Origin of the sequence: Futiania mangrovi (assembly GCF_024158125.1) — a bacterium.
Taxonomy (GTDB): Bacteria; Pseudomonadota; Alphaproteobacteria; order Futianiales; family Futianiaceae; genus Futiania; species Futiania mangrovi.
Genome location: NZ_JAMZFT010000002.1, coordinates 1,070,084 through 1,082,090 on the forward strand (window position 1 = coordinate 1,070,084; position 12,007 = coordinate 1,082,090).

12 protein-coding genes and 1 pseudogene are annotated in these 12,007 nt (G+C 66.0%); 7 read left to right on the top strand and 6 right to left on the bottom strand.

From position 1 onward, the window contains the following. Positions 1–22: 22 nt before the first annotated feature. The 3 genes from NJQ99_RS11955 to NJQ99_RS16395 form a co-directional block, all read right to left on the bottom strand. Positions 23–1,567 carry an alanine/glycine:cation symporter family protein gene (locus NJQ99_RS11955; protein ID WP_269333060.1) on the bottom strand — a complete coding sequence of 515 codons (1,545 nt, stop codon included), beginning with the start codon at positions 1,565–1,567 and terminating at the stop codon, positions 23–25. An 18-nt stretch (positions 1,568–1,585) separates the two neighbouring features. Next, entirely contained in the window at positions 1,586–2,020 is a 435-nt protein-coding gene (locus NJQ99_RS11960; RefSeq protein WP_269333061.1) for a universal stress protein, read from the bottom strand. A 198-nt stretch (positions 2,021–2,218) separates the two neighbouring features. After that, positions 2,219–2,545 carry a DUF2486 family protein gene (locus NJQ99_RS16395; RefSeq protein WP_407933363.1) on the bottom strand — a complete coding sequence of 109 codons (327 nt, stop codon included), beginning with the start codon at positions 2,543–2,545 and terminating at the stop codon, positions 2,219–2,221. Positions 2,546–2,768: 223 nt separating this feature from the next. Between NJQ99_RS16395 and NJQ99_RS11970 the strand changes: the two genes are divergently transcribed. The 7 genes from NJQ99_RS11970 (at position 2,769) to NJQ99_RS12000 (ending at position 9,617) form a co-directional block, all read left to right on the top strand. Next, complete coding sequence (locus NJQ99_RS11970) at positions 2,769–3,995, top strand: ATP-grasp domain-containing protein (protein WP_269333062.1); 1,227 nt, start codon at positions 2,769–2,771, stop codon at positions 3,993–3,995. Between the two features lie 21 nt (positions 3,996–4,016). Further along, positions 4,017–6,041: a hypothetical protein gene (locus tag NJQ99_RS11975; RefSeq protein WP_269333063.1), complete on the top strand. Its 2,025-nt coding sequence runs from the start codon at positions 4,017–4,019 to the stop codon at positions 6,039–6,041. A 124-nt stretch (positions 6,042–6,165) separates the two neighbouring features. Beyond that, positions 6,166–6,570, top strand: a complete 405-nt coding sequence (locus NJQ99_RS11980) for a PA2779 family protein (protein WP_269333064.1) — start codon at positions 6,166–6,168, stop codon at positions 6,568–6,570. Next, positions 6,528–7,517 carry a PA2778 family cysteine peptidase gene (locus NJQ99_RS11985; protein WP_269333065.1) on the top strand — a complete coding sequence of 330 codons (990 nt, stop codon included), beginning with the start codon at positions 6,528–6,530 and terminating at the stop codon, positions 7,515–7,517. Before NJQ99_RS11980 ends, NJQ99_RS11985 begins: the two co-directional genes overlap by 43 nt. Positions 7,518–7,667: 150 nt before the next feature. Continuing rightward, a complete protein-coding gene (locus NJQ99_RS11990; RefSeq protein WP_269333066.1) occupies positions 7,668–7,874 on the top strand; it encodes a dodecin family protein in 207 nt (68 codons plus the stop codon). 61 nt (positions 7,875–7,935) lie between these two features. Next, a complete protein-coding gene (locus NJQ99_RS11995; protein ID WP_269333067.1) occupies positions 7,936–8,931 on the top strand; it encodes an amidoligase family protein in 996 nt (331 codons plus the stop codon). Further along, the gene (locus tag NJQ99_RS12000; protein WP_269333068.1) at positions 8,913–9,617 is read left to right on the top strand and encodes a gamma-glutamyl-gamma-aminobutyrate hydrolase family protein; all 705 of its coding nucleotides are present in this window, start codon (positions 8,913–8,915) and stop codon (positions 9,615–9,617) included. The genes NJQ99_RS11995 and NJQ99_RS12000 overlap by 19 nt, the downstream gene beginning before the upstream one ends. 55 nt (positions 9,618–9,672) lie before the next feature. Here NJQ99_RS12000 and NJQ99_RS12005 read toward each other — a convergent pair whose 3' ends face one another. From NJQ99_RS12005 to NJQ99_RS12015, 3 genes and pseudogenes are all read right to left on the bottom strand, one after another. Beyond that, positions 9,673–10,338: a DUF6064 family protein gene (locus NJQ99_RS12005; RefSeq protein ID WP_269333069.1), complete on the bottom strand. Its 666-nt coding sequence runs from the start codon at positions 10,336–10,338 to the stop codon at positions 9,673–9,675. Between the two features lie 18 nt (positions 10,339–10,356). Next, positions 10,357–11,286, bottom strand: a complete 930-nt coding sequence (locus tag NJQ99_RS12010; protein WP_269333070.1) for an aldo/keto reductase — start codon at positions 11,284–11,286, stop codon at positions 10,357–10,359. Positions 11,287–11,570: 284 nt separating this feature from the next. Next, a pseudogene (locus tag NJQ99_RS12015) lies at positions 11,571–11,939 on the bottom strand (IS6 family transposase); the annotation flags it as partial. Positions 11,940–12,007: the final 68 nt, after the last annotated feature.

A 12,007-nucleotide genomic window follows, 5' to 3' on the forward strand; every position in this document is an offset into this window, starting at 1 on the left:
CCTGTGGCTTCGATGGCCCGGACTATTTGTACTTCCGGATTTCGCCCGACCGCAGACGCGCGAGATAGCTGTCGAGCTCCCGCTTCACGATCGGCATCAGGAAGTAAAGCCCGATGATGTTGACCACCGCCATGGCGAAGATCGCGGCGTCGGAGAAGTCGATCACCGGGCCGAGATTGGCTGCCGCGCCGATCACCACGAAGACACAGAAGATGACCTTGAACACCAGTTCCTTGGCCTGCCCCTCGCCGAACAGGAAGGTCCATGCCTTGAGGCCGTAGTAGGACCAGCTGATCATCGTGGAGAAGGCGAACAGGATCACCGCGATCACCAGGACGTACTGGAACCAGCCGAACGCCGACGCGAAGGCGGCAGACGTCAGCGCAACCCCCGTGTTGCCGTCGACCGTCTGGATTGTGGTCCCGCCCTCGTTGAGCAGGTAGAGGCCCGTGCCGGGGTCGGAAACGAGCTGGCCGGTGATGATGATCACCAGGGCCGTCATGGTGCAGATGACGACCGTGTCGATGAACGGCTCCAGGAGGGAGACGAAGCCCTCCGTGATCGGCTCCTTGGTCCGGACGGCGGAGTGGGCGATCGCGGCCGAACCGACGCCGGCCTCGTTCGAGAAGGCCGCCCGGCGGAACCCCTGGATCAGCGCGCCTACCATGCCGCCGGCCACCCCGAGCCCGGTGAAGGCGCCCGCGAAGATCTGCCCCACGGCCCAGCCGATCTTGTCGGCATTCATCAGGATGATCACGAGCGCCGCAACGACATAGAGGATGCCCATGAACGGCACGACCTTCTCCGTTACCCGGGCGATGGACTTGAGTCCGCCGACGATCACCGCGAAGACGATCGCGGCCAGGGCCAGCCCGGTAATCCACCCCGGATAGTCACCGACGACATTGGCGATCTGCGCGTGCGCCTGGTTGGCCTGGAACATGTTGCCGCCGCCCAGTGCGCCCAGGATGCAGAAGATCGAGAACAGCACCGCAAGAACCTTGCCCGCGGGGATCCCCCGTTCCGCGAAACCCTTGGTGAGATAGTACATGGGGCCGCCGGATACCGTGCCGTCTGCGTATTCGTTCCGGTATTTGACGCCCAGCGTACATTCCGTGAATTTCGAGGCCATGCCCATGAGGCCGGCCAGGATCATCCAGAACGTGGCGCCCGGCCCGCCGATACCGACGGCAACCGCAACGCCTGCAATGTTGCCGAGGCCGACGGTTCCGGAGAGGGCCGTTGCCAGCGCCTGGAAATGACTCACCTCGCCGGCATCCTCGGGATCGGAATAGTCGCCCCGGACGAGGGCGATGGAATGTGGGAAAGCGCGAAACTGTATGAAGCCGAAGTAGACGGTGAAGACGGTGGCCGCGACGACCAGCCACCCCACGATCCATGGAAACGATGTCCCCGGGAAAGAACTGAAGATGAAACTGACGAACCAGCCGGTCGAGCTGGCGAAGAGTTCGTTGACCTGGTCGTCGATCGATTGAGCCAATGCCGGTGCCGTCGCAGCCAGCAGGGCGGGCGCGGCGAGAAGAGCCGCCTTCGCATGTAGGTTCATGACTGTCCCTGACGTTTGTTACGGCACGATGGTCACGGGCACCGGCGAAGCCTGCGCCAGGCTGCCCGCAACGGAGCCGAAGAGCCGCGAAGACAGGGCAGAATGCCCGGTCCTGCCCACGATGATCTGCGAGGCGCCGGCCTCTTTCGCGATCGTACAGAGCGTCTCGGCGATATGGCCGTACTTCAGCGCCGTGGAAACGGTGATGCCGCTTCCCCTCAATCCCTCGACGGCGGGCTTCAGCAGCGCGGTTTCGGCGCGCTTGAGTTCCTCCTGCCGCCGCTTGTGGCGCTCTTCCAATTCCTCCGGTGTGAGGAATGAATAGGGCGACCACTCGAGAACGTGAGCGACAACAAGCTCGCCGCCCTGTGCCTTTGCAAGGCTTGCGGCGAACTCCAGCGCAGATTTTGCGCTGGCGCTGTCGTCATAGCCGACAACAATCTTCTGAGGCATATCCCCCTCCCCCTTGGATACTCCTGCGATTTACTGTGACTTCACTGTAGCCTCAAAGCGACAGAAGTCCTCAGTATTTTTCCCTGTGCGGCCTGTTGCCCATTTTGACCGGATGTCGACTGAGTGGTGCGATGCTCCGCGATGTGCCGGGGGCGCCGGCAAGGGCAGAGGGTTCTGTCAGACGAAAGCTAACCAGTCTCAGTTCGCGCAGGGCAGGGGGCTATCAGGCCGCACCGAGTTGACGCCACGTGTTGAGGGCGGCGGTTCGGGCCTGTTGTTGAGCCACCGGCCCGTTTCCTGGCGACCCGCTTCCTGCGGATGTCGCCAGCAAACATCGGTCCGAACCTGTTCCACCAGAACCGCACCGCTTCGTGGCTGATGTCGATGCCCTTTTCGTGCAGCAGGTCCGCGACGTTCCTCAGAGAAAGCGGAAACCGGACGTACATCATCACCGCGAGGCGGATGACCTCGTGCGACGTCTTGAAATAGCGGAAGGGGCTGGGCATCCGGGGAGGACAGGAACACCGCCCGGCGGGCTCAACGCTTTTCCCGAGACAAGACCCGGCTGCCCGACCTGTCACAACGCCGTCCGGCACATGCGGGTTCCCTGCCTCCGACGAGCATTGCAAGCGGGCGGATGCTTCAGGGTGAACTTTTCGGCCCGGCGCGCGTTTACCCTTTCGAACCAGGACAAACCGATCGGATTTCGCCGTCCGGCGAATGACCGCATCGTGGCAAAGGAGGGGGCATGACAGAAAAGAACCCGGACAAAGGTTATATCGCGATTCTGGGCTGGAGCCTGAACGCGATCGACGCGATCGATCGTTTCGACCGCCGCTATGTGGTGGTGGCGCCGACCTGGGCGGAGGAGTATGCCCGTGCGAACGGCATTCCGTTCATCCCCTGGGATTTCGACCGGCTGAACGAAAGGTCGCACGAGATCGCCCAGACGCTTAAGGAAGAGGGATGCGACGTCGCTATCCCGCTCTACGAGGAGACGGTGGAGTGGGCCGGCGCGATCAATTCGGTCCTGCTCGACAATCCGCGGCTCCTCGCCCAGTCCATGCTGTTCCGCGACAAGTCCCTTATGAAGCGACGGGCCCAGTTGAGCGGCATCCGGGTCGGCATCTTCGAGGAAGCCGACAGCCGCGCCGACGTGGTGCGCTTCCTCAAGCGGGTGAACCAGACGCTTCTGAAACTGGATGGCGACCCGAACGACCCGATCCATTTCAAGGCGTTCGACAAGGCAGGCTGCCTCGGTCACCGCATCATCAGGACCGTGGACGATGTCGAGTCGATCTCCGACGACGAGTTTCCCGCCCTTCTCGAAAGCCATCTCGACGGCTGGGAGTTTGCGGTGGAAGCGTGGATCAAGGACCGGAAGATCCAGTTTCTCAATATCTCGGAGTACGTGACACTCGGCTATTCCGTCTTCGTGCCCGCCACACCTGAACTGGAGAGCTGGCGCGGCAAGATCACGAGGGAAATCGAAAAGCTCATCGAGGCGTTCGATATTGATTTTGGATTCATTCACCCCGAGTACTTTGTGACTTCGGATGGCACGATGTATTTCGGCGAGGTGGCGTATCGGCCTCCGGGGTTCAACGCGCTGGAACTTATCGAGCGGGCATATGGCTTCAACGGGTACCAGGGCATTGTGCTGGCCTTCGATCCCAAGACCACGCAGGAGGAGATGGATGCCTTCTTCCCCACGCCGGTCACGGACGCCAAGGGACACGCGGGATGTTTCGGCGCCTACCCGCGCCGGCGCGTGGTCAGCGAGATGCAGATCCCGGAAGAGACGCAGGACGATCCCTATTTCGAGTTTCACGAGCTTGCCCAACCGCTCGAGCAGAAGGTCACGAAGCGCAGCGCATTCGGGACGCACTGGGGGCTCGTCTACTTCTTCGGCGAGGATCCGTACCGGATGCGCGATCTCCTCAAGGTCCAGGAAGACCTCGACTTCTACGTGTGAGTTCGTAACGGTGGCGCGATCATGAGCGAGAGGGACAGCGCACGGCTGGATCAGTTGCGGGCCACGATGGAGGTTGCCCTGTCGCGACTCGAAGCCGCCCGGCCGTTCGCGAAGCAACGCTTCCAGCAACCGGTGCTGGACGTCGCCTACCGGATGCTGACCCTGCCTGACGGCCCCGATGCCCTCTACGCACTCGCGCCACGGCTCGACGCCGCCGGGCTGTTCGCCGGCTCAGACTGGGACATGCCGGCCACCCTGCAGCCGCGGATCGTCAAGTACACGCTGCAATCGGACCATGCCGCAGCGGTGATGCTGGAGGTCGCAAGCCTGCTGAGGATGCTGGCGGTCGCCCGCGGGGACGCCGAACACTCCGGCATCCACGCAGACCACGCGCGGCATTTTCTCACGCAGGTCCTCGCCCTGAACCTGGACCGGTTCTTCGGACAGACCGACGAGGCCGCGCGGCGTCGAGACAGCGTGCGCGAGGCGTCCCTCGACTGCCTGTTCCGCTATCTGGCGGCCCATATCGGCTTCCAGGACGTTCTGGGCCTGCTGGTCGCGGAGATCTGGCGCATCCTCGGTCAGCGCCCGGTGCAGGTGGGTCTCGTCAAGGACATGATCGCCCAGATCGCCGTCAGTGCGCTCGAGCGCGGCAACGAGCTCGGCGAGGCGCGGCTGGGCGCGGACCGGCTCGTCTCGGCGCTGTTCGCACCGACGGCGGGCTGCCGGGAAGACCCGGGGCTCGAGACCTACCGCGCGCGGCTTGGCGCCATGGACGACACCGCGCTACGGCACGAGGCGCAGGGCTTTGCCCGCGCCATGCACGACACAGGACTGGTGTCGGACTACCACGCGGCCTTCCTGCGCTGGGCGGTCGAGCAGGAGAACGGCGCGCTTGTCCCCGACGCGCTCGGACTGGGATCGACGGGGCTGGAGTGCTGGCGGCAGTACGGCGCGCTGGTCGAGGGCCTGATCGCCGAGGCGGTGACCCCCTGGACCGCCCAGTCCGTCTACGGCCTCGCCATGCTGCTCGAGCGCGGGACCCTGCATCACGCCCCGATCGCGCCGGCCCTGCAGCGCCAGATGGCGCTGAAACTCTGCCCGGCCGCGTGCGCGAACCTGCAGGCGGCATTCGGCGCGCAGGTCGCACCCGAAACCTTCCTGCTGGCCGGTGTCCTCCAGGTTCTCGGGCAGCCGCTCGGCGTCGGCCAGGGGGCCAATCCGTCCTGCCAATCGGCGCGCGCGCTGTCCATGTGGGCGCTGAACGCGCCGGACTATCTGCTGCACCTCGTCGCCCAGGCCGCGACGTACGACACCTTGCAGATGCATTTCGAGGGACACCCGATCAACTCGGCGGACCTGCCGGCGGGGCTGGTTTCGGGCGCGCCGCTCGACGCTGACGCGGTCTCTGTGATCCTCGTTCCCCACCTCGACCGGATCTATGCGGAGATGGGGCGACGGTGTGCCGACCGAGGCGACGATCCGCACCGCTGGATCAATCCGGAGTTCCATGGCTGGTGGGTCGGCCGGGAATGTCTCGTCATCGTCGATGTGCCCTCGGGCGGACTGGCGGACGTGCACGGCTTCGTCCGGCGCTTCTACCGGACCTATCACCCTGAGTACAACGGACAGGAGCCCGTCATTCATCCGCAGCCGGCGGGGATCGCGGTCACGGACGCCTCTGCCCGCTTCGTCGGCTGGCACGCGATCTCGATCCTGCGCGTCGCTGAGGATCAGGCGGGTGTGATGCGCGTCTATTTCTACAACCCGAACAACGACAGCGGGCAGGACTGGGGCGCGGGCCTGGTCGTCTCGACGCAAGGCATGGGCGAGCGTCACGGCGAGGCCTCGCTGCCCTTCCCGGACTTCGCCGCGCGGCTCTACCTCTTCCATTATGATCCGGTCCTGCGGACGCAGAGCAGGAAGGAGCCTCCGCCGGAGGCGGTCGCCGGGGTCGTGGATGCAATCAGGTCGAGCTGGGCCGCCGGGCGTCCGGACGTGGACGATGACGTCCTGCGCGCCGCTGCCGCGCCTGCGTCGCCATGACCGGGCAGCCGTAGCGGACGGCCGCAACGCCAGCAGGTGCGGGAAGCGCCGCCAGGGCCATAAGGCTTCTGCCTTGTCCCCATCTGTGGTTTCCTTGGAGAAAACCGGATCGGGAGTCCATGGGATGTTTCGAAAACTCTGCCACGCCCTCGCCTTGCCACTCGCGTTGCTCATGCTCGTCGTGCTCGGCCCGCTCACCGCTGCGCAGGCGGCCATGGTCTCGACCGAGGCGCTCATCGCCGGCCCGCAAGCGGCGCAGGACCGCGAGCGGGTGCTCGCACTGCTCGAACGACAGGAGGTGCGGGCCGAGCTCGTCACGCTGGGCGTCGACCCCGGTGTCGCCCTCGAGCGGGTGCAAGCCCTGTCGGACGCCGAGATTTCGCAGATCGCCGGGCGCCTGGACGAAATGGAGGCCGGCCAGGGCCTCGGACCCGTCATCGGTGCCGCCGTGCTCATCTTCCTCGTGCTGCTCGTGACCGATATCTTGTGCCTGACGAACGTCTTCAGCTTCACGAGATGTTCGCGATAGGGTGGAGGCGGTCCTCCTTCGGCTCCGCCCGGCGCGGGCTCTGCGGGTGCCTGCTTCTTGCACTCGCCGCCTGCACCGCGCCGCAGACCGTGGCTCTGCTCGACGCACCGGATGCTCTGCCGCTCCGCGTCGCACTGGAGCGCGTGCCCTTCTTCCCCCAGGAAGACTACTACTGCGGACCGGCGGCACTTGCCATGGCGCTGGTCTGGACGGGCGAGGACACGACACCTGAGGCGCTGGTGTCCGAGGTCTATACGCCCGGGCGCGAGGGCACGCTGCGCACAGACATCGTCGCGGCCGCCCGCCGTCATGGCCGCGTCGCTGTGCCCGTCGGAAGCCTCAGAGGCCTGCTCGGGGAAGTTGCCGCAGGCCATCCCGTCATCGTGTTCCAGAACCTTGGCATCGGTCTTGCGCCGCAATGGCATTTCGCGGTTGCGGTCGGCTACGACCTGCCGGCGCGCGAGATCCTGCTGCACACCGGGTTGGAGGCAGGCGCACGGCGCGATCTCGACACCTTCGAGCGCACCTGGGCGCGCGGCGATCACTGGGCGCTGGCGGTGCTGCCCGCAGGCCGCCTGCCGGTGACAGCCGGCGAACGCACGGCGATCGAGGCGGCGATCGGGCTGGAGCGCGCAGGCCGCCACGGCGCGGCGGCAATGACCTATGCCGCGATTGCGGCGCGCTGGCCCGATAGCTTCATCGCCCGGATGGGGCAAGGCAACGCGCTCTACGCGGCCGGGGACCCGCAGCGCGCCGAGAGCGCCTTCCGCAGCGCCATCGCCGTGCGTCCGGATGCGCCGGCGGCCTGGAACAATCTGGCCCACGCGCTGCACGCGCAGGGCAAGAGGACCGAGGCGCAGGACGCAGCCCGACATGCAATCGGCCTCGCTGGAGCAAATGACGCACCCTACCGCGAGACACTGCGCGCAGTATCTCGAGCGCCGTGACGGGATGATGGCCGGTCGACGGGGGAACCTGCCAGGTCTTCCCGCGAGCCACGAAAACCGCACCAGAAATTGATCGCAATCAAAGACATTCCGGCTGGATGACAATATCATTTCTATGTCCGAAAATATTGAACACGAAAGGAGGCAGTCATGGCTGTCCTGAAAGTGATCGAAGTTCTGGCGCAATCGGACAAGAGCTGGGAAGAAGCTGCACAGCAGGCCGTAACCCAGGCATCCAAATCTGTGCACGGGATCAAGTCCATCTACATCAAGGAGATGGAGGCGACCGTCGAAAACAACCGGATCGTGAATTATCGCATAAATGGCAAGGTGTCGTTCCTGATCGATGGATCGTGATGCGAGGCGCGCGCCGGGCCGCCAGGGTCGGCACGCGCAGGATCGAACGAGGGATGTGCCATTGATCGACATTTCGGAGCCTGCCGTCCCGCCCCGCATGCGGACGCCGGAGGGTACGCCCCGTCGCGTGGGCGTCGAGCTTGAGTTTGCGGCGGTCTCCGCGCGGGAGGGCGCGCGTCATGTGCAGCGTCTCTTCGGCGGCGACATCGAGGAGAGCGACCCGCACCGGTACCGCATCGCCGGGACGGCACTTGGCGACTTCGTGTCGGAACTCGATGTGCAGTATGCGCACCGTCCCACGTCGCCGGATGAGGCGGGCTTCGACCTCGGCGCCTCGCTGGAGGGCTTCAGCGAGGCGATCCGCCGGTTCGTGGGGGACGTGAGTTCCCTCGTGATGCCGTGCGAGATCGTCTGCCCGCCCGTCGGGATAGAGGCGCTGCCGGAGATCGCCAGGCTGGTCCCCGCGCTCACCGAGGCGGGGGCGGAGGGCACGCGCGCAAGCCCGCTCTATGCGTTCGGCGCGCAGTTCAATCCCGACGTGGCGGAAGGCGGCGACGAATGGATCGTCGCCGTATTCAAGTCGTACCTCCTCATGTCCGACTGGCTTCGCGCGGTCATGTCGATCGACCTGACACGCAGGATCATCGCCTTCGCGGACCCCTTTCCGCGCGCCTATGTCGAGAAGGTCGTAGCGCCGGACTACTGGCCGGACATGGAAACCTTCACGACGGACTACCTTGCGGCCAATCCGACCCGGAACCGTGAACTCGACCTGTTGCCGCTCCTTGCATGGTTCGACGAGGACCGCGTGCGCCGGCAGGTAAAGGACAAGCGCGTCAAGAAGCGCCCGACGTTCCACTACCGGCTGCCCGATGCGAACCTCGGCCAGCCGGGCTGGGGCATCCTGCTCGAATGGAACCGCTGGTGTCTTGTCGAGCGGCTGGCGGAGCGGCGCGACACGCTGGACCGCATGGGCGCAGCCTATCTGGAAGGCCGCGCGCGCGTGTTCAAGGAGAACTGGGCGATCAGGACGAGCGAATGGCTGCTGCTGGCCTGACGCGCCGGCCGGTCGTCGGCGTGACCAGTTCGCGCGGACGCGGCCGGTACATGTGGTGGTTCTACTGGCTGGCGCTGCGCCTGGCCGGCGTGCGGGCGGTGCGTCTCGTCGCGCCTGTGGCCGATCTCGATCCCGGCCGCTTCGACGGCCTTGTCATCGGCGGCGGCGACGACATCGGCTTCGAATTGCAGGGAACGGAGCCCGTGCTCGACGTCCGCATCGATCCCGAGCGCGACGCGATGGAACTGGCGCTGCTCCGCCATATGACGGACCGCAACATGCCGGTGCTCGGCATCTGCCGGGGCGCGCAGATGCTCAACCTCTATGCGGGCGGGTCGCTCCACCAGGACATCTTCGAACGCTTCGCCGACATGCCGCGCATGTGGACGCCATTGCCACGCAAGACCGTGACGCTGAACGACGGCACGCGCGTGCTGGCGGCGATGCGGCAAAGGAGGGTACGGGTCAACAGCCTCCACCGTCAGGCGATCGACAGGCTCGGCGAAGGGCTGTCCGTCACGGGCCGCGACCAGTTCGGCGTCATCCAGGCCATCGAAGACAGCCAGGCCCCGTTTCGCGTCGGCGTGCAGTGGCATCCCGAGTTCCTGATCTACAAACGGCCGCATCGGCGTCTCTTTCGCGCGTTCGTCGCGGCGGTACGGCGCCGGGTGCGGCACGCAGAGTGAATGCAAGAGGGGACGCGACGGCTCCCTGCGCCGATCGTCCCCAAGCTGCGCGGCTCTAGGAGCGCGATCTGCCGGCGAACCAGGGCGTTCTTGCCGCAACCACGAGCGCGCAGGCCAGCGTGACGCCTGCCGCGACCGCGCCGTCAAGAGGCGATGAGAGAAGATACCCTCCGACGCCGGCAACGCCCGCCCAGGCCAGCGGCACCGGCAGCAGCCAGAGCGGCGGACCGGGCCGGGCAAGCAACAGGATGCCGCAGGTCAGGAGAACGGTCGGGTCGGAGGCCGTACCCGCAAGGGGCGCCTCCCGCCACGTGTAACCCTGGGCGGCGACCGCGACGGGATAGAGCAACGCGGCAGCAGCCAGCCCGGCGCCCGTCCAACCCGCAACCCCGCGCGGTCGGCCGAACCGCATCCCTCCGGGCGCGACGCCAAGCCATAGAAGCAGGACCGCCTGCAACAGGAAGGCCCAGCCGTAGACCGGCGCGAGAAAATCGAGCTCAGCCATGTGGTCGAGCTGATGCAAGGCGCCCGTCCATGCCCAGCCCGCGCCAAGCAGACCGAAGACCGCGCGAACGCCGCTGCGAGCGCCCACGCCGGAAAGGGCCAGAACAACCGCGGCGAGCGACAGTGCCGCGCCGGCCGCGACCGCGGGAAGCCAGCGCGCGTTATAGTCCGCCATAAGCGCGAAATAGACCTCGCTCGAATAGGGCAGGCTCAGCACGTGGCCCTCCCCGCGCGGTCAGAGATCCGCGACATGGGCCGCCATGCGCTGGCGCGTGCGGGCGTCCGGCAGGGGGCCGTGCAACGCGCCCATGTTCTCCCGCATGTGGGCGACCCGCGTGGTCGCGGGGATTGCAGAGGTGACCGCGGGATGGGAGAGAATGAACTTCAGGAAGAATTCGGCCCAGTTCGCAGCGCCGGCCTCCTCCTGCGCCCAGCCGGGCAGGGGCGCGCCTTCGTACATGCGGAACAGCTGCTTCTGCCGATAGGGCCGGTTCACGATCACGCCGATTCCCCGTTCGGCGGCAAGTGGCAGGAGGCGGGCCTCGGCCTCGCGGTCCACGATGTTGTAGGTCAGTTGCACGAAGTCGAGGGGATGGTCCTGCATGATCCGCTCCAGCTCCGGGTGGCGCCGCCCGTGCGATGTCGTCACGCCGACGTAGCGGATACGGCCTTCCGCCTTGGCCGCAAACAGCGCATCGAGATGGCGCTCCCAGTCGACGAGGTTGTGCACCTGCATGATGTCGATGCGGCCGGTACGCCAGAGCCGCTCCGACGCGCCAATCTGCCCGTCGGCGGTACCGCCCGCCGGTGTCCACACCTTGGTCGCCGACACGAGGTCGCCGGGCGCGCCGATGCGTTCCAGGCACCAGCCCAGCACGTCCTCAGAACTTCCGTACATCGGCGAACTGTCGATCACCGTACCGCCCAGTTCGAAGAATGTCCGAAGGACCTCCGCACGCGCCTCCCGGAGCGTTTCGCTGCCACCGACATTGAAGGTGATCCACGTGCCCATGCCAACCGCGGGAAGAAGCTCGCCGCTCGACGGAACCGGGCGGCGCAGCACAGACCCGGACGCGCGCGCCGGCGCATGCGGCAGGCATATCGCCGATGCAGCCGCCGCGGCAAGGAAACCCCGGCGGGAGATGCTGGGGCTGGCAGGCGTCATGTCCGGACCCTCCTTGGTTCGCTCATGGTGGACATGGCGCGGGCGGGATGCGCTTCAACCCCGCTGCGTCCGCGCGGGTGCCCGCCGGGCGCGCGCATCGCGCCCAGGCCCGAAAGCTCTCCAGCCATTGTCAATTGAAGTCGGATGTGGGCAGACGGTATTGTTAAAGGAATGAACCGAGAGTGGCCCTAAGGGTCTTGGCGCTTGGCTTAGGAGCAGTACTTTATCGAACTCCCAAAAGGGTGCTGTCAGACGAAAGCGAACCGGTCTCAGTTTGCGCAGGGCAGGAACCTGAGAGCCGCCTTGCGTTCCCGGATTTTTGTGACATAGGCCTCCAGCACCTCGCCCTCGTGATCGACGGCCCGCCACAGGTCATGCATCTCCCCGCCGATCTTCAGGTAGACCGCGTCCAGGTGCCATCGCCACCGGCGGAAGCCACCCAGGAACTGGGCCCGCTTCCGTCGGATCTCACCGGCGAACATCGGCCCGCACCGGTTCCACCCGAACCGCACCGCTTCGTGGCTGATGTCGATGCCTCGCTCGTGGAGCAGATCCTCGACATTCCTCAGCGAGAGCGGGAACCGGAGGTACATCATCACGGCGAGGCGGATCACCTCAGGCGATGTCTTGAAATAGCGGAAGGGGCTGGGCATCCACCGAGGCTAGGGACACCGCCTGTCGGCCTCAACGGATTTCCTCTGACAACACCGATCAGTTTCCT

Excerpts from the sequence above, each read along its gene's own strand:
- NJQ99_RS11990 (WP_269333066.1), top strand. The coding sequence starts at position 7,668 with ATGGCTGTCCTGAAAGTGATCGAAGTTCTGGCGCAATCGGACAAGAGC.
- NJQ99_RS11955 (WP_269333060.1), bottom strand. The coding sequence starts at position 1,567 with ATGAACCTACATGCGAAGGCGGCTCTTCTCGCCGCGCCCGCCCTGCTG.
- NJQ99_RS11960 (WP_269333061.1), bottom strand. The coding sequence starts at position 2,020 with ATGCCTCAGAAGATTGTTGTCGGCTATGACGACAGCGCCAGCGCAAAA.
- NJQ99_RS11975 (WP_269333063.1), top strand. The coding sequence starts at position 4,017 with ATGAGCGAGAGGGACAGCGCACGGCTGGATCAGTTGCGGGCCACGATG.
- NJQ99_RS12000 (WP_269333068.1), top strand. The coding sequence starts at position 8,913 with ATGGCTGCTGCTGGCCTGACGCGCCGGCCGGTCGTCGGCGTGACCAGT.
- NJQ99_RS11980 (WP_269333064.1), top strand. The coding sequence starts at position 6,166 with ATGTTTCGAAAACTCTGCCACGCCCTCGCCTTGCCACTCGCGTTGCTC.
- NJQ99_RS12010 (WP_269333070.1), bottom strand. The coding sequence starts at position 11,286 with ATGACGCCTGCCAGCCCCAGCATCTCCCGCCGGGGTTTCCTTGCCGCG.
- NJQ99_RS11970 (WP_269333062.1), top strand. The coding sequence starts at position 2,769 with ATGACAGAAAAGAACCCGGACAAAGGTTATATCGCGATTCTGGGCTGG.